The 25,893-nt window shown below is 65.1% G+C and carries 23 protein-coding genes; 8 read left to right on the forward strand and 15 right to left on the reverse strand.

Features of this window, described 5'->3' with window-relative positions; all coding sequences use genetic code 11:
* Positions 1-2: 2 nt before the first annotated feature.
* From IVB42_RS17055 to ggt, 3 genes are all read right to left on the reverse strand, one after another.
* Positions 3-1,019, reverse strand: a complete 1,017-nt coding sequence (locus tag IVB42_RS17055) for a xanthine dehydrogenase family protein subunit M (RefSeq protein WP_204513803.1) — start codon at positions 1,017-1,019, stop codon at positions 3-5.
* Between the two features lie 4 nt (positions 1,020-1,023).
* Positions 1,024-1,638, reverse strand: coding sequence for a (2Fe-2S)-binding protein (locus IVB42_RS17060; RefSeq protein WP_247398041.1), 615 nt, complete (start codon positions 1,636-1,638; stop codon positions 1,024-1,026).
* Positions 1,639-1,805: 167 nt separating this feature from the next.
* A complete protein-coding gene (gene ggt / locus IVB42_RS17065; protein WP_247398037.1) occupies positions 1,806-3,392 on the reverse strand; it encodes a gamma-glutamyltransferase in 1,587 nt (528 codons plus the stop codon).
* Positions 3,393-3,577: 185 nt separating this feature from the next.
* Between ggt and IVB42_RS17070 the strand changes: the two genes are divergently transcribed.
* Both IVB42_RS17070 and IVB42_RS17075 read left to right on the forward strand, forming a co-directional pair.
* A complete protein-coding gene (locus IVB42_RS17070; RefSeq protein ID WP_247398034.1) occupies positions 3,578-4,339 on the forward strand; it encodes a rhodanese-related sulfurtransferase in 762 nt (253 codons plus the stop codon).
* 10 nt (positions 4,340-4,349) lie between these two features.
* Positions 4,350-4,568 (forward strand): SlyX family protein, encoded by a 219-nt coding sequence (locus IVB42_RS17075; protein WP_007606917.1) that lies wholly within the window; start codon positions 4,350-4,352, stop codon positions 4,566-4,568.
* 6 nt (positions 4,569-4,574) lie between these two features.
* Here IVB42_RS17075 and IVB42_RS17080 read toward each other — a convergent pair whose 3' ends face one another.
* The gene (locus tag IVB42_RS17080; protein WP_247398032.1) at positions 4,575-6,479 is read right to left on the reverse strand and encodes a diguanylate cyclase; all 1,905 of its coding nucleotides are present in this window, start codon (positions 6,477-6,479) and stop codon (positions 4,575-4,577) included.
* 171 nt (positions 6,480-6,650) lie between these two features.
* Entirely contained in the window at positions 6,651-6,866 is a 216-nt protein-coding gene (locus IVB42_RS17085) for a hypothetical protein (RefSeq protein ID WP_007595236.1), read from the reverse strand.
* A gap of 110 nt (positions 6,867-6,976) precedes the next feature.
* Here IVB42_RS17085 and hemE point away from each other — a divergent pair, with 110 nt between their 5' ends.
* The gene (gene hemE, locus IVB42_RS17090) at positions 6,977-8,011 is read left to right on the forward strand and encodes a uroporphyrinogen decarboxylase (protein ID WP_247338853.1); all 1,035 of its coding nucleotides are present in this window, start codon (positions 6,977-6,979) and stop codon (positions 8,009-8,011) included.
* 202 nt (positions 8,012-8,213) lie between these two features.
* Here hemE and hemC read toward each other — a convergent pair whose 3' ends face one another.
* The 3 genes from hemC to IVB42_RS17105 are packed head-to-tail and all read right to left on the reverse strand — an operon-like array spanning position 8,214 to position 11,487.
* Entirely contained in the window at positions 8,214-9,194 is a 981-nt protein-coding gene (hemC, locus tag IVB42_RS17095; protein ID WP_247470615.1) for a hydroxymethylbilane synthase, read from the reverse strand.
* A 25-nt stretch (positions 9,195-9,219) separates the two neighbouring features.
* Positions 9,220-10,845 carry a choline dehydrogenase gene (locus tag IVB42_RS17100; RefSeq protein WP_247398028.1) on the reverse strand — a complete coding sequence of 542 codons (1,626 nt, stop codon included), beginning with the start codon at positions 10,843-10,845 and terminating at the stop codon, positions 9,220-9,222.
* A 51-nt stretch (positions 10,846-10,896) separates the two neighbouring features.
* The gene (locus tag IVB42_RS17105; protein ID WP_247398026.1) at positions 10,897-11,487 is read right to left on the reverse strand and encodes a TetR/AcrR family transcriptional regulator; all 591 of its coding nucleotides are present in this window, start codon (positions 11,485-11,487) and stop codon (positions 10,897-10,899) included.
* 100 nt (positions 11,488-11,587) lie between these two features.
* Between IVB42_RS17105 and IVB42_RS17110 the strand changes: the two genes are divergently transcribed.
* Both IVB42_RS17110 and IVB42_RS17115 read left to right on the forward strand, forming a co-directional pair.
* Positions 11,588-11,953 (forward strand): nuclear transport factor 2 family protein, encoded by a 366-nt coding sequence (locus IVB42_RS17110; RefSeq protein ID WP_018455021.1) that lies wholly within the window; start codon positions 11,588-11,590, stop codon positions 11,951-11,953.
* 344 nt (positions 11,954-12,297) lie between these two features.
* Positions 12,298-14,259, forward strand: a complete 1,962-nt coding sequence (locus IVB42_RS17115) for an EAL domain-containing protein (RefSeq protein ID WP_247470618.1) — start codon at positions 12,298-12,300, stop codon at positions 14,257-14,259.
* A 145-nt stretch (positions 14,260-14,404) separates the two neighbouring features.
* On the opposite strand, the gene IVB42_RS17120 is transcribed toward IVB42_RS17115, so the two are convergent.
* From IVB42_RS17120 to pgm, 4 genes are all read right to left on the reverse strand, one after another.
* Entirely contained in the window at positions 14,405-15,385 is a 981-nt protein-coding gene (locus IVB42_RS17120) for a PDR/VanB family oxidoreductase (RefSeq protein ID WP_204513795.1), read from the reverse strand.
* 10 nt (positions 15,386-15,395) lie between these two features.
* Positions 15,396-16,148: a GntR family transcriptional regulator gene (locus IVB42_RS17125; RefSeq protein WP_204513794.1), complete on the reverse strand. Its 753-nt coding sequence runs from the start codon at positions 16,146-16,148 to the stop codon at positions 15,396-15,398.
* Between the two features lie 6 nt (positions 16,149-16,154).
* Positions 16,155-17,204, reverse strand: a complete 1,050-nt coding sequence (locus IVB42_RS17130; RefSeq protein WP_247470621.1) for an aromatic ring-hydroxylating dioxygenase subunit alpha — start codon at positions 17,202-17,204, stop codon at positions 16,155-16,157.
* 283 nt (positions 17,205-17,487) lie between these two features.
* Positions 17,488-19,134, reverse strand: coding sequence for a phosphoglucomutase (alpha-D-glucose-1,6-bisphosphate-dependent) (gene pgm, locus IVB42_RS17135; protein ID WP_247398022.1), 1,647 nt, complete (start codon positions 19,132-19,134; stop codon positions 17,488-17,490).
* Between the two features lie 141 nt (positions 19,135-19,275).
* Between pgm and IVB42_RS17140 the strand changes: the two genes are divergently transcribed.
* Together IVB42_RS17140 and IVB42_RS17145 are read left to right on the forward strand one after the other, a co-directional pair.
* The gene (locus IVB42_RS17140) at positions 19,276-20,418 is read left to right on the forward strand and encodes an alpha/beta hydrolase (protein WP_247398020.1); all 1,143 of its coding nucleotides are present in this window, start codon (positions 19,276-19,278) and stop codon (positions 20,416-20,418) included.
* Positions 20,419-20,503: 85 nt separating this feature from the next.
* Positions 20,504-21,322, forward strand: a complete 819-nt coding sequence (locus IVB42_RS17145; RefSeq protein ID WP_247398128.1) for a transglycosylase SLT domain-containing protein — start codon at positions 20,504-20,506, stop codon at positions 21,320-21,322.
* A 232-nt stretch (positions 21,323-21,554) separates the two neighbouring features.
* Here IVB42_RS17145 and IVB42_RS17150 read toward each other — a convergent pair whose 3' ends face one another.
* Entirely contained in the window at positions 21,555-22,367 is an 813-nt protein-coding gene (locus tag IVB42_RS17150; protein WP_247398017.1) for a response regulator transcription factor, read from the reverse strand.
* 246 nt (positions 22,368-22,613) lie between these two features.
* Here IVB42_RS17150 and IVB42_RS17155 point away from each other — a divergent pair, with 246 nt between their 5' ends.
* A complete protein-coding gene (locus IVB42_RS17155) occupies positions 22,614-23,462 on the forward strand; it encodes an MBL fold metallo-hydrolase (protein ID WP_247398014.1) in 849 nt (282 codons plus the stop codon).
* Positions 23,463-23,492: 30 nt separating this feature from the next.
* Here the strand turns inward: IVB42_RS17155 and IVB42_RS17160 are convergent, their stop codons facing one another.
* The gene (locus IVB42_RS17160) at positions 23,493-24,383 is read right to left on the reverse strand and encodes an aldose 1-epimerase family protein (RefSeq protein WP_247470625.1); all 891 of its coding nucleotides are present in this window, start codon (positions 24,381-24,383) and stop codon (positions 23,493-23,495) included.
* 74 nt (positions 24,384-24,457) lie between these two features.
* Complete coding sequence (locus IVB42_RS17165; RefSeq protein ID WP_247470628.1) at positions 24,458-25,870, reverse strand: mannose-1-phosphate guanylyltransferase/mannose-6-phosphate isomerase; 1,413 nt, start codon at positions 25,868-25,870, stop codon at positions 24,458-24,460.
* Positions 25,871-25,893: the final 23 nt, after the last annotated feature.

Here is a 25,893-nt window from a genome sequence, read left to right on the forward strand (position 1 = left end):
GATCAGATCTCCATCGTTACAGCCTGCTGGAGCGCGCGCGCCACCACGCGCTTGCCGAGCGCGATCTTGAAGCTGTTGTGCTGGCGGCCCCTGGCGTCGGCAAACGCGGCGTCGGCCACACGCTGCGCCAGACCGTCGTCGAATTTCTGGCCCTTCAGCAGCGCCTCTGCCCCGCGCGCCCGCCACGGCACGGTGGCGACGCCGCCGAGCGCGACACGCGCGTCCCTGATCGTGCCATCCTGCACGTCGAGCGCGACCGCAGCCGACGACAGCGCGAACTCGTAGGACTGCCGGTCGCGCGCCTTGACATACACCGAGCGCGGCCAGCGGCCGTGAATAGAGAACGCCGAGATCAGCTCACCGGGCCGAAGCGTGGTCTCGATGTCGGGCGTCCTGCCGGGTGCCTTGTGCAAATCTGCGAACGGCAGGTTGCGCGTGCCGGACCTGCCGGTGATCTCGACCACCGCATCGAGCGCGACCAGCGCTTGGGCAAAATCGCCGGGATAGGTCGCGATGCACTGATCGGACGTACCCAGCACCGCATGCGTGCGATTGACGCCATCCATGGCGGCACAGCCCGAACCAGGATTGCGCTTGTTGCAATTCTCATAGGAGACGTCGCGGAAATAGCTGCAACGCGTTCGCTGCATCACGTTGCCGCCGAGCGTCGCCATGTTGCGCAGCTGGGCGCTGGCGGCAAGCTTCAGGGAATTCGCGATCACCGGGTAGTGGCGCTGGATTTCGGCATGCGCCGCCACGTCGGACATCTTCGCGAGCGCGCCGAGCCGCAAGCCGTCACTGCCGGGCTCGATCGCCGACCAGCCCCGCGCCAGCGGATTGATATCGACGATCGCGGCGGGCCGCATCACGTCCAGCTTCATCAGGTCGATCAGCGTGGTGCCACCAGCGAGCGGCTGTGCTGTAGCCTTCGTCAGCGGATTGTTCGCAGTTGCGGCAGCACTGAGCGCCTGCACCGCCATGTCGGGGTCTGTTGCCCTTTGATACGAAAACGGTCGCATGCGCCTAGCCTTTCATGATCTCGGGCGCGGCCTGCTTCACGGCGGCGACGATGTTGGGATAGGCGGCGCAGCGGCAGATGTTGCCGCTCATGTATTCGCGGATGTCGGCCTCGCTGCCCGCATGCCCCTCCTTGACGCAGGCAACGGCGGACATGATCTGGCCCGGCGTACAATAGCCGCATTGAAACGCATCGTTGTCGACGAAGGCCTGCTGCATCGGATGCAAATGATCGTCGGTGGCAAGGCCCTCGATCGTGGTGATCTCCTGCCCCTCGGCCGCGAGCGCGAGCGTCAGGCACGACACCACGCGCCGGTCGTCGATCAGTACCGTGCAGGCACCACATTGGCCGTGGTCGCAGCCCTTTTTGCTGCCGGTGAGCTTGAGATGCTCCCGCAGCGCGTCGAGCACCGTCGTGCGGGCGTCGATGCGCAGGCGCTTGTCCTTGCCGTTGACCCGCAGCGTGACATCGACAGGAAGCGCCGGATCCTGAGCGGCCGACACGCTCGCATCCTGCGCGGCCGCACGCGCCGTCATGGGGAGCAGCGCGCTGCCGGCAACGCCGGCCATGAAGGCGCGCCGATCGAATCCAGACGGTCCGGAACCTGATTTTTCGGACATGGAGGGCCTCCGCCGCTTCGAGCAAGAGCAGCGCACGCCTGCACCGCTCATCGGCCCTTAACCTGAAGCAATGAGCTCCGTTCCGAACGAGAAAGGGCGACGCAGCAAATGCCGCGTCGCCCTTCGTCAACTTTTCCTGATCTCGCGCGGGGAACTCCGCGCGGTGGTCAGTATCCGAGCGCGCAACCGTCCTTGCGCGGATCGGAACCGCCGGTGAGCGTGCCCTTGTCCCAGTCGATCCAGATCGCCTGCGCGCCGCCGAGCGGACCGACGACGCTGGTGGTCTTGTGGCCGAGCTTCTTCAGGCCTTCGACAATGGCGGCCGGCACGCTGTCCTCGAGCTGGTACTGACCTTCATAATGCAGGCCGCGCGGCATATCGATCGCCTCCTGCACGTCGCAGCCATAATCGAGAATGTTGGTCACCACATGGGTCTGGCCAACCGGCTGATATTGTCCGCCCATCACCGCGAACGGCATCACGGAACGGCCGCCCTTGGTGAGCAGGCTTGGCATGATCGTGTGCAGTGGACGCTTGCCGCCGGCGATACAATTCGGGTGGCCGGGCTGGATGCGGAAGCCGCCGGCGCGGTTCTGGAGCAGGATGCCGGTCTTGTTCGAGACGATCGCCGAGCCGAAGGAATGCGCAACCGAGTTGATGAAGGAGCAGACGTTGCGGTCCTTGTCCACGACGGTGATGTAGATGGTCGACGGGTTCATCGGCGGCGCGACGTTCGGCAGGTCGAGCATGCCGTCCATGCGGATCTTGTCGATGTGCTCGTTGCAGTATTCCTTGGCGAGGATCCTGGCGACCTCGATCTGCATGTGCTCGGGATCGGCGACATGCAGCTCGCGATGCATGTAGGCGATGCGCGCGGCCTCGGCTTCGAGGTGGAAGCGCTCGATGCTGAGCGGCGCGTATTTCGTCAGGTCGAAACGCGACAGGATGTTGAGCATCAGCAGCATGGTGAGGCCGGGTCCGTTCGGCGGGCACTGCCAGACGTCGTAGCCCTTGTACATGGTGCCGATCGGCGTCGTCGTCTCGGTGGTGTGCGCGGCGAAATCGTCGAGCGTGTGCAGGCCGCCGATTCCGCGCAGGGTCTCCACCATGTCTTCCGCGATCGGGCCCTTGTAGAAGGCGTCGCGGCCGTCCTTGGCGATCGCCCGCAGCGTCTTGCCGAGCTCGGCCTGGCGGATGACGTCGCCGGCCACCGGCGGCTTGCCGTGCGGCAGCAGATATCGCTCCGTGTTGGTGCCGGCCTTCAGCTTCTCGAACTGGTTCTTCCAGTCGAAGGCGATGCGGGGGGCGACGACGTAGCCTTCCTCGGCCGCCTTGATCGCGGGCTGAAGCAGCCGGTCGAAGCCGAACTTGCCGTGATCGCGCAAGACGGTTGCAAAGGCGTCGATCACGCCGGGGATCGAGACCGCATGCGCCGAGGTCAGCGGCACGGAGTTGATCTTGCGCTCGAGATACCAATCGGCGTTCGCCGCCTTCGGGGCGCGGCCGGAGCCGTTATAGGCGATGATCTTGCCCTCGCCGCGCGGCTGGATCAGCGCAAAGCAGTCGCCGCCGATGCCGGTCGATTGCGGCTCGATCACGCCGAGAATGGCCGAACCCGCGACGGCCGCGTCCACCGCCGTGCCGCCCTCGCGCAGCACCTCGATCGCGGCGAGCGACGCCTGCGGATGCGAGGTCGCCACCATCGCGTTGGTGGCGTGGACCGTGGACCTGCCGGGGAAATGGAAGTTTCTCATCGAATTCTTGCTCTCATTGGGCGTCTGGTGCGGATGGCGCGCCATCTCGGAAAAACCGGGCCTACATGACACATTCCGGCCGGCCGGGGCAATGCTGGCATGCCAGGGAAATGGCTGCCATCCGCCGGGAATAGAGCTGCTCGATGCGGGTTTTCCGGGCGAGCCCCGCCTGCTAAACGGGCGCCATGATTTACAAGGTCGCCGCCTTCTACCAATTCGCCGCCCTGCCCGATTACCGCGAGCTGCGCGAGCCGCTGCGCGCGTTCTGCGCCGGCCTGGAGCTAAAGGGCAGCGTGCTGCTCGCGCAGGAGGGCATCAACGGCACGGTCGCGGGCGCGGGCGAGGCGATCGACGCGCTTACCCAAGAGCTCGCTCACGGCGACATGTTCGGCGGCAGGTTGAACAATCTCGAACTGAAGTTCTCGACCGCCGAGACGATGCCATTCGGCCGGCTCAAGGTGCGGTTGAAGAAGGAGATCGTCACGCTCGGCGACGAAAGCGCCGACCCGACGCGGCAGGTCGGCACCTATGTCGATGCGGCCGAATGGAACGCGCTCATTGAAGCGCCGGATACGCTGGTGCTCGACACCAGGAACGCCTTCGAGGTGGCGATGGGGACGTTCGAGGGCGCGCTCGACCCCGGCATCAGGAGTTTTGGCCAGTTCAAAGATTTTGCGGCCGAGCAGCTCGATCCCGCCAGACACCGCAGAATCGCGATGTTCTGCACCGGCGGCATCCGCTGCGAGAAGGCGAGCGCACACCTGCTCGCGCGCGGCTTTGCCGAGGTCTATCACCTCAAGGGCGGCATTCTCAAATATCTGGAAGAGGTGCCGGAGGCTCAGAGTCGCTGGCGCGGCGAATGCTTCGTGTTCGATGAGCGTGTCGCGCTCGGCCACGGTTTGCAACAACTTGGTTTGCAAGAATTTGGATTGCGCGAACGGGACTAGGACGCGGCACGTGACGAATGAGATCAAGACGCTCGGCGAGCGCATCGACACGCTGGAGACCCGCCTCGCCTATCAGGACGACGCGATTGAGACGCTGAACCAGACCATCACCGCGCAGTGGAAGCAGATCGACGCGCTGACGCGGAGAATCGCAGAGCTCGGCGAGCGGCTGCAGGAGGCCGAGGCGAATGCGCCGGGAGCCGCCAATGAGCGTCCGCCGCATTATTGAGCGGGCTTACTGACCGGACGCCTTGAGAAGAAGGTTACTCACCTCGCCCGACATCATCAGCCGGTTGCGCCCGGCCTCCTTGGCGGCATAGAGCGCCTGGTCGGCGGCCTCGACCAGCGAGGTGACGCCGGCCGTGCGCTCCAGCGCCGGCCGGCACGCAGCACCGCCGAGCGAAGCGGTGACGCAGCCAGCCACATGGTTGCTGGTGTGGACCAGGCCCGCATCACGGATCGCCCGTCGAATCCGGTCGCCGATCAGGGCGCAGCCCGCAGCGTCGGTGTTCGGCAACAACATGGCGAACTCCTCGCCGCCGTAACGCGCCGCAAGATCGCCGGAACGCTGCGCCTCAGCAGCGATGATCTGGGCCACCTGCCGGAGGCAGGCATCGCCCGCGGGATGGCCGTAGTCGTCGTTGTAAGACTTGAATTGGTCGACGTCGATCATCAGCAAAGAGAGGCTGGAGCGCTCGCGATAGGCACGCGCCCACTCCTCCTTCAATCGTTCATCGAAGCGGCGGCGATTGGCAAGCCCGGTGAGGCTGTCTTCGATCGCGAGCGTTTCGAGCCGGGTCTCGAGCTTCTTCTGCTCGGTGATGTCGCGCGAGATCGCGACCACGCCGTCGACGCGGCCATTCTCCTTGCGGGTCACCCGCATGGTCGATTCGAGCCAGACTTCCGAGTTCTGCCGGTGCACATTGCGATAGGTGACCCGCGCCTCCTCCGCATCGCCGCGCTTCATGGCGTCGACGAGGGCCTGGACCTGCGGCCGGTCGTCCGGGTGAATGCCGGCCAGCGCGAGGGTACCGATCAGTTGATTGGCGCGCCAGCCAACGACGCCAATCGATGACGGCGAGACATAGCGCAGCCGCTCGTCGAGCCCGATACGGGTCACCATGTCACTGGAGCCTTCGGCAAGCAGCCGGAAATGCGCTTCCTTCTCGACCAGCGCGGCCGCCATACTCTGGCCCCGTTGCAGCTGCCGCACCAGCACCGCACCGATGATCGCGATCAGCATGACCAGCGCGAGCACGTAGAGCATGCGGGAGATCGCCGCAGCACGCCAGGGCGCCAGCAATTCGGCCTTGTCGACGGTGGCGAGCAGGACCAGCGGATAACGGCCGGAGCGCTTGAAGAAGCTGACCCGGTCGGCACCGTCGAGCGGCGACTTGAAATGGTAGGCGCCGCCCGGCCGCTGCAAGGCGGTATCGCGGAACAGCGGCGTATCGGCAACGCTGCGACCGACGAACCTGTCGTTGCTGGGGTTACGCGCGATGATCAGGCCGTCGCCGTGCGTCAAGGCCACCGAGCTGTTGCGGCCGATCTCGAACTGTTCGTAGAAATGCGAGAGATATCCCGAGCTGATGGTCGCGAGCACCACGCCGCCGAAGCTGCCGTCGAGCTTGTTGAAACGGCGCGACAGGGTCACGACCCACTCACCGTCGAGCAGGCTCTTCACGGGACGGCCGACATGGGGCTCCCGTTTCGGCGAGAGCTGGTGATATCGGAAGAACGCGTCGTCGTTTAGCGTCGAGCCGATCGTGCCAGGCGAGGTCAACCAGTTGCCGCGCTCGTCGATGATGGCGAGGCTATGGATGCGCTCTATCGCCTTCTTTCGCGCCTCCAGCAGGTTTCGGAGCTTGGCGATCGTGGCCGGCTCGGTGCCGTCCATCTCCAGCCGGCTGACGACGCCGACGACGCCTGAATCCAGGAGATCGAGGCTGTCCTCGGCATGTTGCGTCAGCGAGCGCGCAACGTTCGCCATTTCTGCCTCGGCGCCTTTGAGCACCGCGTCGCGGGCCGCCCATTCCCGCCAGCCGCTGACGCCGAGGATGGCCACGCAGGTCAGCGCGACGAACGCAGCCGCCCGCAGCGGCAGGCGGCTCCATCCGGCTCTTTGGGTTACAGCACTCATGCAGCAGAATTCTCCGATGACCGGAAACTCTGCTGCTTCTGTTATTGAACTCTGAAACACCGGGAGAAATATGCAGTGATGTCCCCGGCTTTCCGTAGTCGTACGGACGCCGGAATCAGCGCATCGCTAACAAGGCATTAGCAAACCTATCGGAATCCGGCGCTCTCCGCCTTAGCTGAAGATCGCCTTAACCTTGTCCCAGAGCGAGGGATTGTCGGCCTCCGCATCGGCCTTCGAGGGCGTCGGCTGGGCGGCGCTCACGGGGTCGGACGCCGGGAAGGTATCTTTCAGACCGGCGTCGAGCTTGGCGTGGCGGTCGGCGGCGAGCGCTTCGTGCAGATCGTCGGCGTGCTTGTCATGCGGCGCGGGGTTGAATGTCTCAGCCATGGTCTCGTCCTCCGTTGGCTGGTCAACGCGGCCCAATTGCGCTTGGTTCCCCTGTTCCGCTTCGGGCCGTGGCGGTGTATCAGGAGCCCTAACCATCTTCAGGACCGTTCGTGCCCCAGTCTGCGACCAAACCATTCATCGACGTCCTCTCCGGCCCGCGGCAGGTCGTTCCGCCGATCTGGATGATGCGGCAGGCCGGCCGTTACTTGCCCGAATATCGCGAGGTGCGCGCCAAGGCCGGCGGCTTTCTCGATCTCTGCTTCAACCCGGAGCTTGCCGCCGAGGTGACGCTGCAACCGATCCGGAGGTTCGGCTTCGATGCGGCGATCATCTTCTCCGACATCCTGGTGATCCCCTATGCGCTCGGACGTTCCGTGCGCTTCGAGGTCGGCGAGGGTCCGCGGCTCGAACCGCTGGATGATCCCGCCAAGGTCGCAACACTGGCGAAGCACGCCGATTTCGGCAAGCTCGCGCCGGTGTTCGAGGCCCTCAAGATCGTGCGCAGCGCGCTCGATCCCAAGATCGCGCTGATCGGCTTCTGCGGCGCTCCGTGGACGGTGGCGACCTACATGGTCGCCGGCCAGGGTACGCCCGACCAGGCCCCGGCGCGGATGATGGCCTACCGGCATCCGGAGGCGTTCGCAGCTATCATCGACGTGCTGGTCGAGAACTCGATCGAATATCTGCTGGCGCAGCTTGCGGCCGGCGCCAACGCCTTGCAGATCTTCGACACCTGGGCCGGCGTGCTGCCACCCTCCGAGTTCGCGCGCTGGTCGGTCGAGCCGACCCGGCGCATCGTCGAAGGCGTGCGCGCCAAGGTGCCGGACGCCAAGATCATCGGCTTTCCGCGCGGTGCCGGTGCGCAACTGCCCGGGTTCGTCGAGGCGACCGGCGTCAACGCCGTCAGCATCGACTGGACCGCGGAGCCGGCCTTCATCCGCGAGCGCGTGCAGAGCAAGGTTGCGGTTCAGGGCAATCTCGATCCACTGGTGCTGATCACAGGCGGCGCCGCGCTCGACCGCGCGGTCGACGACACGCTGGCGAATTTCGCGCAAGGGCGGTTCATCTTCAATCTCGGCCACGGCATCCAGCCGGAGACGCCGATCGCCCATGTCGAGCAGATGCTGAAGCGGGTTCGGGGCTGATTTATTTTGCGCCTGGGGAGCGGAAAAACAAAAAAACGCGAAAACAACCCCATGCACAGTAGAGAGGCCACGCCCGATCAATGACTTAGGGCGGACTGAAATCAGGTGCGCCGTCATCGCATCAGAGCGCGCCAACATTTGACCCGTCGGGCAAAACAGGCGCATGATGCCATCATCCACCGATGCCCGCCTCGCGGCCGACTTAGTGCGGCCGGCTGCGCTCGATGATCTCCGCGGCGCCCTTGGCCAGCAGATCCAGTCCCACCGCACGGCCGAGTTCGCGTGGGCGATTGGCGGGGCCCGAACGCAAGGCTTCGATGATGGTGTTGCCGGAGAGATCGAGCACGGACGCGGTGAGCGACATCTGATCACCCGCAATGGTCGAAAAGCCCGCCACCGGCGAATTGCAATGGCCGTTCAGCACCCACAGCACCTCGCGCTCTGCATCGGCGCAGGCGTGGGCAGCGGGATCGTCGATCGATGCGAGGATGCGACGCGTCTGCCAGTCCTGCGCGGCGCATTCGACGGCGACGATGCCCTGCCCCGCTGCCGGCAGCATCTCGGCTGCGGTAAACTCGTAGGCGATGCGCTGTGAAAGGCCGACGCGGTCGAGGCCGGACCGCGCCATGATGAGCGCATCCGCAGGCCCCACCGCGCCGCCATCCGGCAGGCGCTGCTTCTCGCCATTGTCGAGTTTTCGCACGCGCGTGTCCGCGGCGCCGCGGAAGTGGATGATCTCCACGTCCGGAAACAACCGCCGCGCATAGGCGGCGCGGCGGACGGCGTTGGTGCCGATCTTGAAACCCTTGCCACGAGATTGGCGCAACGCCTCCAGCGTCACGCCGTCACGCAGCACCAGCGCGTCGTTGGGAGGATCGCGCGAGAGCGTGGCGCCGATCACGAGGCCGGGCGTGTCTTCGTTGCCGGGCATGTCCTTCAGCGAATGCATCGCCGCGTGGAGTTCGCCCGACAGCACCGCGGCGCGGATCTGCGCCACGAAGGCACCGCCCTTGCCGCCATGGGGCAACAGCTTGCTGGTCTGGTCGAGATCGCCCGTGGTGTCGAACTTGACGATCTCGACGTCGAGATCGGGCATGGCGGCGGTCAGGCGGCGCGCGATCTCTTCCGTCTGTGCCAGCGCCATCGCGCTCTTGCGTGTGCCGATCTTGAATCGCGTAGCCAAGCCCAAATCCTCTCAAGACGCGAGTTTACCGCGCATCCTCCAATATCATGTCGGAGGCCTTTTCGGCGATCATGATGATCGGCGCGTTGGTGTTCCCCGACACGAGATCGGGCATGATCGAACCGTCGACGATTCGGAGGCCTTCGAGGCCCCTCACCTTCAGCCGCTGATCGACCACCGCGAGCGCATCATTGCCCATACGACAGGTCGAGGTTGGATGGTAGATGGTGCTGCCCCGCTCACGGCAATAGTCCAGCAGCTCGGCATCCGTGGACACCTTCGCTCCGGGATCGTACTCGTCGACCACGAACGGCTTCAGCGCCGGTGCATGCAATATCTTGCGCAGGATCTTCAGGCCTTCCACGTTGGTGGTGCGGTCGGTCTCGGTCGACATGTAGTTGATGCGGATCTCCGGCGGCACTGTCGGGTCGGCGCTCTTGATGCGCAAGGACCCGCGGCTTTCGGGACGGAGCTGGCACACCGACGCCGTGAAGCCGGAGAAATCGTGCAGCTTCTCGCCCATCTTGTCGGTCGAGAACGGCAGGAAGTGGACCTGGATGTCGGGCGAGGCCAGCCGCGGACTGGTCTTGAAGAACGCGCCCGCCGTGCCGGCCGCGATCGTCAGCCAGCCTTTGCGGAACAGCGCATAGCGCGCGCCAGCCATGGTGCGGCGGAGCGGATGATTGACGGTGTCGTTCAGCGTGATCTTCTGCGAGCAGCGCATCACGATGCGGACCTGCATGTGGTCCTGGAGATCGTGCCCGACGCCCGGCGCGTCCAGCACGACGTCGATGCCGTGCTTGCGCAGGAGGTCGGCGGGTCCGACGCCGGAGAGCTGGAGCAGCTGCGGCGAGTTGTAGGCGCCGCTCGACAGCACGACCTCCTTGCGCGCACGGGCGCGGCGCAATGTGGCGCCCTGACGGTATTCAACGCCGATCGCGCGGCGGCCCTCGAACAGCACGCGCTGGCCAAGCGCGCCAGTTTCGATCTTGAGATTGCGACGGGCCTTGGCGGGGCCGAGATAGGCCACCGCCGTCGAGGCGCGGCGGCCGTTGCGCGTCGTGGTCTGGAACAGGCCGACGCCTTCCTGGGTGGCGCCGTTGAAATCAGGATTGTAGGGCAGACCGGTCTCGACCGCGGCATCGATGAAGGCCTTCGACAGCGGGTCGGTCACCACCATGTTGGAGACCGGCAGCGGGCCGCCGCTGCCGTGGTATTGATCGGCGCCGCGCGACTGGTTCTCGGCCTTCTTGAAATAGGGCAGCACGTCGTCATAGCCCCAGCCGGCGTTGCCGCGCTGACGCCATCTGTCGTAATCCTCGTGCTGACCGCGGACATAGAGCAGGCCGTTGATCGAGCTCGATCCGCCCAGCGTCTTGCCGCGCGGCTGGAACACCTGACGGCCCTTCAGCTCAGGCTCCGGTTCGGTCTGGTACATCCAGTTGACGGTCTTTTCCTTGAACAGCTTGCCGTAGCCGAGCGGCACGTGGATCCAGATGTTGGAATCCTTCGGGCCTGCCTCGAGCAGCAGCACGCTGTGCTTGCCGTTGGCCGACAGCCGGTTGGCGAGCACACAGCCGGCAGAGCCGGCACCGACGATGATGTAGTCGAATTCAGGGTCGGAGGGTGTCAGGGAGGAAGTTGCGCTCATGCGCTACTGTTCTTTTTGTTGACGGGCGTTTCCAATCATCACTTAGCACGATCATGCAGCCACGCGCAGCGCCTCGACCAGCGACCTGAACGCACGGGCATATTCCGCACCCGCCCTTGCGATATCGGCGCGTCCGGCGCAGGCGACGGCGGCCTCCGTTACCGCGCCGAGCAGCAGCCGGGCCAGCGGCTCGACCGGCTGCGGCGCGATCAGGCCGGCCTCCATCGCCGCCGCAATCGCGCGCGGCAGCTTGCCGCCGAAATGTTTGGCGTCGATCTCGCGCCAGCGCTCCCAGCCGAGCACGGCCGGGCCGTCGCGCAGGATGATCTGGCCGGTCGGGCCCTTCGCGGTCGCGGCGAAATAATGCTGGGTGCCGGCGACCATCGCGGCAAGCACGTCCTTCTCGGCACGGGCCGTGCTGTCGATTTCGGCGACGAGGTCGCGCGAGACCTCATTGAACACCGCTTCGAACACCGCCTCCTTGGTCTTGAAGTGATGATACACCGCGCCCTTGGCGACGTGGGCGGCTTCGGCGATCTCGTCCATCGTCGTCGCGACAAAGCCTTGCGTCCCGAACAGGCGGCGCGCCGCCGTCAGGATCGCCTCCGATGTCGCAGCCCGCCGCTCCGCCTGTTTCGCCATGGGTCTGCTGTAGCCGAAATGGACGAGGACAGCCAGTTGACTTTTCGACCGTCGGTCGGTATTTACCGACCAACAGTCGGTTTTATTCGTGAGGTGCACCATGCCGAGCCGTGATGTCGTCGAAGCTTTTGCCAAACGATTGGAGGACGGGGATTTCGTCGGGGCGATCCTCGACTACTACACGCCGGACGCCGCCACCTATGAAAACCAGGGCGATCCCGTGGTCGGACGCGACAAGCTCGCCGCCAAGGAGCGCGGCGTGCTGGCAGCCTTCAAGGAGGTCAAGGCGGTGCGCATTGGGCCGAGCCTGATCGAAGGGGATCATGTCGCGACGCGCTGGAGATTCAGCTTCACCAATGCCGAAGGCATCATCCGAACGTTGGATGAGATCGCATGGCAGACGTGGCGGGGCGATCAGTTGATCGAAGAACGGTTCTATTACGATCCGAAGCAGTTGGGGCGGTGATGCCTAATGCACAGCTGTCATCGCCCGGCTTGACCGGGCGATCCAGTACTCCGAGACAGGTGTGATTGATCCGATAGGCTGCGACGTACTGGATGCCCCGCCCCAGTGTGCAAGTGCGCACAAGGAGGGGCATGACAATGGAATTGCTGGCGAACACCGGGCTGCCGTTACAGCCGTAACGCGAGGCGCCGCATTTGTATCGATTTGTTGTCGATACGACCTCACGAACACGCAGAAGTGGTCGCGGTGATCGTCGCAAGCTCGGATAATTCATAGTTCGTCAAAGGTTTGCAGCGAATTCTCCGGACCGGGCCGGACAGGCGGCCCATGCTGCAGGCTCTGGAATGCAGACTGAAACGACCAGCTATTTCGCGCGGCTGTTCGCCGGCGATCTGTCGGCCTTTGGCGGTCCCGTAACCGACGAAGCCGTCACCGGCCACATCCGCGCCGAACAGATGTCGCTGGTGCTCGGCTATTCTGTCGGCATCATGCTGGCCAATGCCTGCAACGCCGCGGTGCTGGCGATCGCGCTGTGGCAATCGCCCGACCGGATGTTCGTGCTGATCTGGGCCTTCGCCCTGGCCGGCGCCGCCATCGGGTTCGGTCTGCAATCCCACGCCGCGCGCCGCATCACCAAGCCGCAATTCGTCTCGCGCCGCGCCATGCACCGGCTCGTTCGCAATGCCTTTCTCCTCGGCGCCGCCTGGGGCATCGTCCCGGCCGCGTTCTTTGCAGGCGCCTCGACCGGCGGACAGCTCGTCATCACCTGCCTCTGCTCGGGAATGCTGGCCGGCGGCGCGCTTGCTTTCGCCACGATCCCGATCGCGGCCATCGCATTCACGGCGCCCATGTTCCTGGGGATCGCCATCTGCCTCGGCAGGAACGGCGACCTCGCCTTCCTGCTGATCGCCTTTCTCGTCGTGGTCTACGGAAGCGTGTTGTTGCGCGGCGTGTTCGTCAATTCATTCGTGTTCGCGCGGCGCGTGATGCGGCAGATCGAGGCCGAGCGTACGGTGCGGCAGGACTCGCTGACCCATCTGCCCAATCGCGTCGCGTTCAACGAAACGCTCGATGCAGCCTTGAAGCGGCTCGCTCTGTCCGGCGAGGAATTCGCGGTGCTTCTGCTCGATCTCGATCGTTTCAAGGAGGTCAACGACAAGTTCGGCCATCCCGCCGGCGACGAGTTTCTGGTCCAGATCGCGACCCGCCTGCAACGCTGCACCCGCGCGGCCGAGCATGTCGCACGCATCGGCGGCGACGAGTTCGCGCTGGTGATGGCCAATCGGGCGCGCCCGGAGGATGCGCTCGAGATCGCCGAGCGCTTCGTCGCGGCCTTCGATGAACCGTTCCAGATCGAGGGCCGCCAGATCGTCGGCGCGACCAGCGTCGGCATCGTGCTGGCGCCGCGCGACGGCAGCACGCAACTCGACATCTTGAAGAACGCCGACACCGCGCTCTACCGCGCCAAGAAGGCCGGACCCGGCACGGTGTGTTTCTTCGAGGAGGTCGACGACCGCTCGTCACGCGACCGCAAGGCGCTGCAATCGGATCTGGAAGGCGCCGTCGCCAGGGACGAGCTGTTCCTGGTGTTCCAGCCGTTCCTCGACCTCGGCGGCAACCGCATCACCGGCTTCGAGGCGCTGCTGCGCTGGCAGCATCCCCAGCGCGGACTGGTGCCGCCGAGCGAATTCATACCGATCGCCGAGCAAACCGGCTTGATCCACGAGATCGGCGAATGGGTCGTCCGCCGCGCCTGCGCGACGGTTGCCGAGTGGCCCGAAGAGATCAGGGTCGCGGTGAATTTCTCGGCCGCGCAGTTTCACAACAACGGCCTCCTCCAGATCATCGTGCAGGCGCTCGCGGACGCGAAGATCGCCCCGCACCGGCTCGAGATCGAGATCACGGAATCGATGCTGCTGTCGAAATACGCCTCGGCCGCGTCGGTCCTGAACGCGCTGCTGGAGCTCGGCGTCACCGTGGCGCTCGACGATTTCGGCACCGGCTTCTCCTCGCTGACTTACCTGCGCAAGCTGCCGTTCAGCCGCATCAAGATCGACCAGTCCTTCATCCGCGACATGCTGGTGCAGCCCGACTGCGCCGCGATCGTGAAATCGGTGATTGGGCTCGCGCGCGACCTGCGCATCGGCGTGGTCGCCGAAGGCGTCGAGACCGCCGACCAGCTCGAATATCTGCGCCAGATCGGTTGCGACGAGGTGCAGGGTTATCTCATCAGCCGGCCGGTGTCGGCGGATGGCGTTCTGGCGCTGCTTGATCCGAAGAAGTTGCGGGCGACCTACGCGGCGTAGCCACCAAAGCATTCAGGGCGTCACGGCCGGGCCTGTCCATCCACACCTACGACATCGCACGAAGAACGTGGATGCCCGGGCCTTCGCCTCGCCGAAGCGGCTCCGACCGCGCAGGCGGGACAAGCCCGGGCATGACGACCTCACCTCAGACCGGATCCGCCCGCAGCAGCGTGTCCACCGTGATGGTGCCCCGCGCGCGGGAAACGCAGGCGCAGATCTTCTGGTTGCTTTGCTTCTGATGGTCGCTGAAGAAGACGTCGCGATGGTCGATCTCGCCGTCGATGGCGACCACGTCGATGGCGCACAGGCCGCATTCGCCGCGCTTGCAGTCGTACATCACGTCGTGGCCGCTGGCGTTGAGGACATCAAGCATCGAGCGCTCGCGCGGGATCTCCAGCTCGACATCGGAGCCCTTCAGGCGCACGCGAAATGTCTCGGTCGGCAGCGTGCCGCTCGAACCGAACGTCTCGTAGCGGAGATCGGGAAGCGGATGGCCGGCGCCGATCCAGGCGTGGCGCGCGGCATCCAGCATCCGCATCGGGCCGCAGAACAGCGCCAGCGTGTCTTTGGGCACCGAGGCGAACAGGGCGTCGAGATCGAGCCGCTTGCCCTCATCGCTGGCGTGAACGACCAGGCGATCACCCAGCGTTGCGGCGAGATCGTCAAGATAGGCGGCCTCGGTGCGCGAGCGCACCGCGTAATGCAGCGTGACATCGGTGCCGCGCCGGGCCAGCGCCTGCGCGGCACCGAGGATCGGGGTGATGCCGATGCCGCCGGCGATCAGGCAGTAGTTTTGGCGTGCCCAATCGACGGCGAGCAGCGAGGCGGGCGTCGTGATGTCGAGCCGCGCGCCCGGCCGTAACGACCACATATAGCGCGAGCCGCCACGCGAGTCCTGGGCGCGGCGCACGGCGATCCTTAGACCCTGGGACGAGGCTTCCCCGACCAGCGAATAGGACCGCGTCTCGGGCTGCCCGTCGATGGTAACGCTGATATTGATGTGGCTGCCGACCGGATAGGCCGTGCCGTCGAACTGGTCGGGCCGGATCAGGAATTCGCGGATGCCGGGTGCGAGATCGCGCATCGAGACGAGCGTCGCCGGAATCCAGGTTTCGATGAAGCGCATGGCACTCCCCTCAATCGGTTGCGGACCTGATCAGCGCGAGCGCCGGCAAGAGGTCGAGATGGGTCCGGTTGCGCAGTGCGAGCCGCAAATTGCGCACCGCGAGCCGCGCATGCTCGCGCATGACCGCTTCGGCGCGGGCGCCTTCGCGGTTCTCGATGGCGTCGATCACGACGCGGTGGTGCTCCTGCCCGATGATCAGGATTTGCTGTGCCTCGGGCAGCGCCGACTGCGCCATCACGAAACCGCTCGGGGACGCAAACGGCAGCGACGAGGCGCGGTCGATCTGCCGGATCAGCGGCGGGCTTCGCGACAATTCGGTGAGCAGGGCGTGGAAGCGCGCGTTCAAAGTGACATAGGACGAGAACGCATCCACCGAGATCGGGACCTGGCGCAACAACTCGTCGATCGCGGCGAGGCACTCCTTCAGCGGCTCGAGCTCGCGCGCGGAGACGCCGCGCTCGGCGGCAAAGCGCGCGGCGAGCCCTTCGAGCGTTCCGCGCAGCTCGATGGAATCAGAGATGTCGCGCTCGGAGAACGCCTTCACCATGAAGCCGCCGGAGGGAATCGCCTCCAAGAGGCCCTCCTCCTCCAGCCGCACCAGCGCCATGCGCACCGGGGTGCGCGAGGCGCCGGTGGTCTCCACCGCCTGGAGCTCGGAGATGCGCTCGCCCGGGCGCAACGAGCCCGACAGGAGCTGGTCGCGCAGCGCGAGCTGCGCCTTCACGGTCTGCGAGACGGAGCGGTCGACCTCGCGCTCGGCCATGTCGGCTTACTCCGCGGCCTGAAGATGCTGCGGCGGATTTTCCTTTGCCACCATCTTGTCGATCAGCTTGCGCGTCCACATCGCGCCGGCGTCGATGTTGAGATTGTAGAAGATGCGATCCGGGTTCTCGTCCATCGCGCGCTGCTGCGCCTCGAGGATCAGCTCGTCCTCGTGGAAAATGCCGGAGACGCCGTCCCGGATCTCGGTGGTGATGCGCTGCTCACCGAGCTGATAATTGCGCACGAAGGCCCAGAAATAGTGGCAGGTCTTCTCGGTCTCGGGCGTGATGGTGTTGAGCACGAAGCCGTTGACGCCCTGCGAGCGGTCGCCTTCCGGCGCGCCGGTGCCGGTCGGGGCCACGCCGACGTCGATGGCAATGGTGCAGGGCGCTTCGAAACGGATGATCTGCCAGCGGTCGACGAGGCCGGACTTGCCGAGTTGTTTCGCCCAGAACGGCGGCGCCTCGATGCCGCGCATCCAGCGCGTCACCGTGACCGTCTTCTCGCCATGGGTGACGTCGAACGGCGCCTCCGCGACCGCCTCGTTGCCGATGGAAGAGCCGTGCACGAACGTCTCGTGGGTGAGGTCCATGAGGTTGTCGAGCACGAGGCGATAGTCGCAATTGACGTGGATGGTCTTGCCGTCGCCGGCCCAGGCGGGGTCGTGATTCCAGTGCAGGTCGGGCACCAGCGCAGGATCCGCCAGCGCGGGATCGCCCATCCAGAGCCAGATGTAGCGATGACGCTCGACCACCGGATAGGCGCGCACGCAGGCCGACGGGTTGATGGTCTCTTGCGAGGGCATGAAGGTGCAGCGCCCTTGCGCGTTGTACCTCAGGCCGTGATAGCCGCAGACGACGGTGTCGCCTTCGAGCCTACCCTTGGACAGCGGCACCAGGCGGTGCCAGCAGGCATCCTCCAGCGCAGCCACCGAACCATCGGCCTTGCGGTACATCACGACGTGCTTGCCGCAGATCGTCCGCGGCAGCAGTGCCGGCTTCACATCGGCGTCCCAGGCGGCGGCATACCAGGCGTTCATCGGGAAGGGTTTTGTCACCGGTTCACTCCCAAGGCTTGTGGATACGTTATGTATACAATAGCGGAGGAATGGAATCCGTTCAAGGGCGGATGGGAGCGTATTATAATACCTTTATCTCGCATCGTGTATACAAATCTGTTCCGCTGTCATTCCCCGCGAAAGCGGGGCCGCGGCGGTTGTTGGTTTACTCAACTGGCGCCACGGCGTACTGGATCACCCGCTTTCGCGGGTGATGACACCTGTTGATGCGGCGAGTCTCCCCCCCCGGGGGAGCAGTGGCAGCGGCGCTTTGGCTCGACGACTACGCCCCGAACACCTTCGCCAACCCTGTCTGAGCCTCATGCTGAATCGCCTTCAGGTGCTCGGGGCTGCGAAAACTCTCCGCGTAGATCTTGTAGACGTCCTCGGTGCCTGACGGCCTTGCGGCGAACCAGCCGAAATCGGTCTCGACCTTGATGCCGCCGAACGGCTGGCCGTTGCCGGACGCCTTGCTCAGGGTGGCGCGGACGGGATCGCCGGCGAGATCCTTCAGGCCGAGCTGCTCCGGCGTGACGGACTTCAGGATGTTTTTCTGCGGCGTGGTCGCGGCGACGTCGATGCGCGCGTAATGGGGCACGCCGAACTCGGCAGTGAGGTCGTTGAAGAGCTGGCTCGGATCGCGGCCGGTCTTCGCCATGATCTCGGCCGCGAGCAGGCCGAGGATGATGCCGTCCTTGTCGGTCGTCCACACCGTGCCGTCGCGGCGCAGGAACGAGGCGCCTGCACTCTCCTCGCCGCCGAAGCCGAAGCCGCCCGTGAGGAGACCATCGACGAACCATTTGAAGCCGACCGGCGTCTCAACGAGCTTGCGGCCGAGTTTTTTCGCGACGCGGTCGATGATCGAGCTCGACACCACGGTCTTGCCGATCGCAGCGCCCTTGCCCCAGTTCGGGCGGTGCGCGAACAGATAGTAGATCGCGGTCGCGAGATAATGGTTCGGATTCATCAGGCCGCCGGTGCGCGTCACGATGCCGTGGCGGTCCGCGTCGGTGTCGTTGGCAAAGGCGACGTCGAAGCGGTCGCGCATCGCGATCAGGCTCGCCATCGCATAAGGCGAGGAGCAGTCCATGCGGATCTTGCCGTCCCAGTCCACCGTCATGAAGCGGAAGGTCGGATCGATCGCCTCGTTCACCACGGTCGCTTTCAGGCCGTAGCGCTCGATGATCGGATGCCAGTAATGCACGGCGGCGCCGCCGAGCGGATCGATGCCGATATTCACGCCGGCCGATTTGACCAGGTCGAGATCGACCACGTTGCCGAGATCGGCGACATAGGGCGTGACGTAGTCATAGGCGTGGACGTTCGCGGTTTTGCGTGCCCTGGCGTAGTCGATGCGGTTCACGCCTTTGAGGCCGTCGGCGAGATAGGCGTTGGCGCGCTTCTCGATTACGGAGGTCGCGTCGGTGTCGGCCGGTCCACCATGCGGCGGATTGTATTTGTAGCCGCCGTCCTCGGGCGGATTGTGCGAAGGCGTGACGACGACGCCGTCGGCAAGGCCCGAGGTGCGGCCCTTGTTGTAGGTCAGGATCGCGTGCGAGATCACCGGCGTCGGCGTGCAGCCGCCGTCCTTGTCGATCATGATGTCGACGCCGTTGGCCGCGAACACCTCGACGGCGCTGACCAACGCCGGCTCGGCCAGCGCATGGGTGTCGATGCCGATGAAGAGCGGACCGGTCAGCCCCTTTTCACGTCGGTAATCACAGATTGCCTGCGTCGTCGCGAGGATATGGCCCTCGTTGAAGCTGGTCTTGAACGAGGTGCCGCGATGGCCGGAGGTGCCGAACGCCACCCGCTGCGCGGGATCGGCGACATCAGGCTTGCCGGCGAAATAGGCCGTCACCAGCCGCGGAACGTTGGTGAGCGCGTCCGGCGAGGCCTGCTTGCCCGCCGCGGGATGAACATCAGCCACTGGATATACCTCGTCCTGTCGTAGAATTGCGCGATACCATAGCATCGGCCAAGCCCCCGCCAAGAGCACAACACCCGCGATGGGGCGGCCGTTCCTGAGATCATGCTATGGTCTTTCGATCTGGGCATTTCGAGTCGGGGCATGACGCTGTTTCAGAGGCTTCTGGTTGTTCTGATGGCCTGGCTTGCGATGGCCGGCATCGTGCCCGATGCGATGGCCGCGGAGTTCTACACCGAGGATTTGCGTATCCCGATGGCCGAGGCCGGACCGCAGGGCCTGGAGGCGTTCCTGGTCCGGCCGGCCGGGACCAAGCGCTATCCGCTCGCGCTGCTCAGCCACGGCTCGCCGCGCAGTTTCGACGATCGCGCGACGATGTCCGCGCACAAATATTACGGCATCGCTCTCGAATATGCCCGGCGCGGTTTCGCCGCGCTGATCGTGATGCGGCGCGGCTACGGCACCTCGCCTGGCGGGCGCGTCGACAGCGTCGGCGGCTGCGCCAATGCCGCTTACCTGCCGGCGGCGGCGGTCGCGGTTGCGGATCTGCGCGCGGCGATCGAGGCTATGGTGCGCAGGGCCGACGTCACCACATCAGGCATGATCGCAGCCGGTCATTCTGCCGGCGGGTTCGCAACCGTCGCGTTGACCGCGCAGGCGCCAGCGGGTCTCGTTGCCGCGATCAGCTTTGCCGGCGGGCGCGGCTCGCGCGACGACGACGACGTCTGCAATCCCAACGGGCTGGTGCAGGCCTTCGCCACGTTCGGCAAAACCTCGCGTGCGCCGATGCTGTGGGTCTACGCCGCCAACGATTCGTACTTCGGTCCCGACCTCGCGCGCCGCCTCCATGACGGATTTCGCGCCAATGGCGGCAACGCGAAATTCGTCGCAGCGCCGCCTTACGGCGACGACGGCCACTATCTCTATTCGGTGGTCAGCCGTCCGCAATGGACGCCATATCTCGACGCCTTCCTGCGCGAGCGAGGTCTCGGCCACGATATCCTGAGCCCGCCTGATCCGCTCGCGCCGCCGGGCCAGCTCAGCGAGGCCGCGCGTGCCGAGTTCGCGCGCTATCTCGCCAGCACGATGCCGCATAAGGCTTTTGCGGTGTCGCCGAACGGCGGTTACGGCTGGCGTTCGGGGCGGGCAACCGTCGACGACGCCCAGCGCGATTCACTTGGCGCCTGCACAAAATGGTCGCCCGCCTGCACGCTCTATGCGGTCGACGACAAATTGGCCGGGGCTGCGCCAAGCACATCAACCGACCAGAGCTCGCGGTCGCGATAGCTTCATTGCGCCGCTGGCCGGTCGCGCCGTCCGAGCCAGGCCGCCAGAAAATCGGTTGTTAACTCGAAAGATATAATACATGTCCATGCTGCGGGATCGAACACACATCAATGCCCGCGCGGCGTGGACACACGTTGCGATCGCTGTGCTTTGGTTGGCATCCACCTCCGTGCACGCTCAGGGCAGCGCTCTGAACGGCGCGGAACCGGCGTTGGCGGCTGGCGGTCACCATGCAGATCTCGGCGCTGGAGAGACGCCGGCCTCGCGGGCGGCGATTCGAAAGATTATCGAAAGAGAAACGGCCAGGACCGATCTGCCCGCCGACATCGCGGAGGCCGTCGTCTTCGTTGAAAGCGGATACAATCCGGGCACCATTGGCGCCGTCGGCGAGATCGGCCTCATGCAAATTCGACCCGAAACGGCAGCGATGCTCGGATTTCGGGGACATAACGCAGAGCTCGCAGAGCCCGATATCAACATCCACTATGGCGTTCTCTATCTGAGCCGCGCATGGCGCCTGGCAGGCGGGGACCTTTGCCGCGCCCTGATGAAATATCGAGCCGGTCATGACGAGGAGTCCATGACGCCGCGCTCCCAGGTTTATTGTCATCGCGCCCGTAATCGTCTTGTCTCTATGAACTCGATGAATGTGGGAAACCAGGCTGCCGCCGTCCCAGATGTGGCACCGGCGCCAACTCCGGCGCCCACCGTCTCGAAGTCGGCGCACAATCAGAAATCAGCGCACAATCAAAACAGACCGGCACAGCCGAAGGACGTTTACGCACGTTACCGTCAAGGCACGGCGGTCGCGAGCAGGGCATACTGGGCAGCACAGGAAGCCCGGGTCCGCATCATCAAGGCTCGCGTCGAAGCCAAGTGGAAACGGGTCGCATCACGCCAATAGAATTAGAGTCGCCTGCCTTGAGACGAGCAGCGATTGGACGAACGACATTTTTGAAACCGGACTTTGAAACCGAACCTGAATAGAGATCATGCACAATAGTTTGAGAGTTTTGTTTGCAATCTTCGCGACCGGCGCCGTGGCGCTGTCGGCCTTTCTCGCCATTCGGTTCCTGGTCGGCTTCAGTGGCTGAAGCCGACGGCTCAGCCGGCACCGTTTCGTGCTGCGCCCGGCTCTAGAGCCGTTCGCTCAGCGCGAGCTTGTAGCCGACCCCGGTGACCGTGGTGATGACGGGCGTGCCGCTGCCGACGAGCTTGCGGCGCAGCCTCGCCACCAAGGCATCGACGGTGCGGATGTCGACCTCGGCCTGGCGATTGCTGACGACCTCGATCAGATAGTCGCGGCTAAGCGGCCTGCCGTCGGCACCGACGAGCGCTGCGAGCAGGTCGAATTCGGCGCGCGTCAGCGCCACCGGCTTGCCGTCGCTGCCGAGCAGCTCGCGCCGCGTCAGGTCGATGATCCAGTCGCCGAAGGCGATCGAATTGTGGTTGCGCGCCGCCTTGCGGTCGATCGAGCGCCGCCGCAGCACGCTTCGCGCGCGTGCGAGCAGATCGCGCAGATCGATCGGCTTGGTGACGTAGTGGTCGCCCGCGACCTCGAGGCCGAGGATGCGATCGACGTCAGTGTCGCGGCGGGTCACGAAGATGATGCCCGCATTGCTGGTCGCCTGGATCTCCTTGGCGAGATCGAAGCCGTCGCCGTCGGGCAGCTGCACGTCGAGGAAGACGAGATCGGTCCGCGTCCGCAGCGCCTGGCGGCATTCCGCGCAGGAGCTTGCGCCGACCACGTCGAAATTGTTCTCGCTGAAATAGCCGACCAGCATCGTCCGCGTCACCGGATCGTCCTCGACGACGATCAGCCGCTCGCGGCCAGCGACACGCAATTCCTGGACTGCGGAATCAGCCACGATGTTGGATGTCCTGTGTGCTTGCGGGCCGACCTGGAAGCTCAGGTCGCCGAGCGCGCCGTCCTGTGAACGTACATTCACGACTGTTCGAGCCCCCTCGAATTGCCTGCTGCAATACTAGGCGCGTTATCGCGCCCAAACAACATTGGTCACGATCTGGCCGTATTAAGTATGAATTGGCCCACACTTCTCGTCCCGCGCATCATGTTCGGGAGCCCCGCACAAGCGGTTGTTGTGGGGGCTGACGGCCGTCCCACGGCCGCTTGCCTCGCCAAACGCTTCAAATCTACTGTAACGCCCGAAAAGTCTGCCCCAGGAGGTGGCGCCATGGAAGTCATCCTGCTCGGCACCGGCGGCCCGCGCCCGGACCCGCGCCGCATGGCGACGACAACGCTGATCAGGCTCGGCGGAGAAAATATCCTGATCGACGCAGGCCGCGGCGTCATGGTGCAGCTCAGCAAGGCCGGCGTGCCGCTCGGCTCGATCAACACGGTCTTTCTCACCCATCACCATTTCGACCACATCGGCGACCTCTACGACGTGATGCTCAATTCATGGCTGCACGGGCGTAAGGACGATCTGCGCATCTATGGACCGCCGGATACCGAACGGCTCGTCAATACGCTGGTCACGCAGGTCTACGACAAGGACATCGCCTGGCGCGATCAGGGCGAGCCGAGCTTCGGCGGCTGGAAACCTGTCGTCGCGACCGACATTATACCGGGCCCCGTTCGCGACACCGGGCGCTGGAAGATCAGTGCAGAACTCGTCTCGCATGGCGACGGCCTCGACATGTCGCCGGCCTTTCTCGCACGTTGGATGTGTCTCGGCTATCGCTTCGAGGCCGAAGGCAAGGTCATCGCAATTTCCGGCGATACGGTGCCCTGCCCCGGTCTCGAACGACTGGCTGAGGGCGCCGATCTGCTGGTCCAGTGCTGCTTTCTCGCCACGCCGGAGATCGACAACGAGCACCTGCGCCGGCTTGCGAAATTTACGATCGCCTGCGGCGATACAGTCGGCAAGGTCGCGGCCAAGGCCGGCGTCAAGAAGCTCGCGCTGACCCATCACCGGCCTCGCACCGATGATTCCATGCTGAATGCGCTGCTCGCGGATGTCAGGCGGGACTACGCGGGTCCTGTCGTGCTCGGCGAGGACCTCACGCGGATCGAGGTCTGAGAACTCGAGATGCGCGAAGGCCGTGCGGCCTCAGGCCGATCCGACCTCAACCCGAAACGACAACTGCTCTTCCGCTCCGGGCGCGATGTGCATCAGGCCCGGCTTGTCAGTGAATTCGCCGTCGAAGCCGGCGGGACTGGCATAGCCGCGCCAGGGCTCGATGCAGAGGAACGGCGCGCCCGACGGTTTCGACCAGACGCCAAGCTCGCGAAAGCCGCGCCATGACATTTTCAACCACGGCCCGGTGGACGCGCCCTGCTCTGCGGCATAGCGGACCGAAGTGCTCGCGATCCGATCGAAGATGATTGCGTCGTCGACGAACATGGATTCTGACAAGGGCAACACGGAGCCTTGGACCGGGCTCGGCTCCGTTGCCGGACGCAGCAAGCCGCCGTCGAGACGGCGGACCGGAGATGGCTCTGCGTTCGCGAAGCTCAGCGCGTAACTCTCCTTCGCCAGTCCTGGTTGCAGCGGCCAGTTGAAAGCCGGATGGCCACCGAGCGAGGCCGGCAATATCTCCTTGCCGGTGTTCGCGACCACGAGTGAAAGATCGAGACCGGATTCGTCGAGCGCATAGGTTGCCGTCAGGCGGAACGCAAAGGGGTAGAGCGCGCGCGTCGTCTCGCTGTCTTCGAGCACCAGGATACAGCGACTTTCGCCACGTTCCACCCACGCAAAGCGGCTGTCACGCGCGAAGCCGTGCTGGGTCATCCGGTAGGTCCTGCCCCGGTGCCGCAATTCGTCATTGGCGAGACGCCCGACGATCGGAAACAACAGCGGCGCATGGCGCGGCCAGGCCGGCTCCGCCTGCCATACGAACTCGACGCCGGCATCGCTTGCCAGCGAACACATCTCCGCGCCTTGCGCCTTGATGGTCGCGGTGAGCCCGCCGCAGCGGATCATATGCGTGTCGTCGGTCATAACAGCCTGCTCCGATCATCGCAGTTCGCAGGACAATTTCTAAATGTTCGCGGAATGTTGGAGCGACATTCTGCTCAAGAGCGCTGATAGTCGTCTTCAATCCGGATGATGTCGTCTTCCCCGAGATAGCTTCCCGTCTGGACCTCGATCAGCTCCAGCATGATTTTACCGGGGTTCTCCATCCGGTGCACCGCGCCCATCGGGATGTAGATCGACTCGTTCTCGTGCACGCTTTTGACGGTCTCGTCGACGGTGACGCGGGCGGTGCCGCGGACCACGATCCAGTGCTCGGCGCGATGATGGTGCTTCTGCAGCGACAGACGCCCGCCCGGCTTCACCACGATGCGCTTGACCTGGTGGCGCTCGCCATTGTCGACCGACTGGTAGCTGCCCCAGGGCCGATGCACCTTGAGGTGCTCCTCGGTGACCTTCGGTGCGACCGCCTTGAGTTTTGTGACCAGCCGCTTGAGCCCGTTGGCATCCTTCTGACGCGAGACCAGCACTGCGTCCGCGGTCGCCACCACGATGAGATCGTCGACACCTTCGAGCGCGACCAGCGCAGAGTCGGTGGTGACGTTGCAATTGCGGCTATCCTCGAACACGGCACTGCCATGCGAAGCATTGCCTTGCGCGTCCTTGTCCGACAATTCCCACACTGCGTGCCAGGAGCCGACGTCGGACCAGCCGCACGACACCGGCACCACCGCGGCGCGCGCGGTCTTCTCCATCACCGCATAGTCGATCGAGATCGCCTTGGCCGCGCCGAACGCCTCGGGCTCCAGCGTCACGAAGCCGAGATCGCGACCGGCATTGGTCACGGCATTGGAGATGGTCTCCACGCTCGCCGCATCGACCTTGCGGTATTCGTCCAGCAGGACGCTGGCCGGGAACATGAAGTTGCCGCTGTTCCAGAGATAGCCGGAATTGACGTAGTCGGCCGCCTTCACCGCATCCGGCTTCTCGACGAAGCGCGCGACCGCGTGCACCTCGCCGGAAATGACCTCGCCCGGGCTGATATAGCCGTATTCGGTCGCCGGCCGCTCCGGCTTGACGCCGAAGGTGACGATGCGCCCGGCGCTCGCGGCGGTGAGGCCCTGGCGGCACGCCGCGACGAACGCGGCATTGTCCTGCACCACGTGATCGGCGGCGAGCGCGAGCACGATCGCCTCACTGGCGCGGTTCTGCGCAAACACCGCGCCGGCGGCGATCGCGGGGCCGGAATCGCGCCGCATCGGCTCGAGGATCACGTCGGCTTCAATGCCGATCTCGGCGAGCTGCTCCAGCACCATGAAGCGATAAGACGCATTGGTGATGACGATCGGGCGATCGAACAGCGAGGCTTCCGAGACGCGCAACAGCGTGTCCTGGAAGGTCGAGCGCGTGCCGAACAGCGGCAGGAACTGCTTGGGCCGCACCTCGCGCGAAGCCGGCCACAGCCGCGTTCCGGCACCGCCGCACATGATCAGGGGGATAATTTTTTGGGACACGTGTGAGCTACTCAAGAGAGGGG

Source organism: Bradyrhizobium sp. 45 (genome assembly GCF_023073155.1).
Classification (GTDB): domain Bacteria; phylum Pseudomonadota; class Alphaproteobacteria; order Rhizobiales; family Xanthobacteraceae; genus Bradyrhizobium; species Bradyrhizobium canariense_D.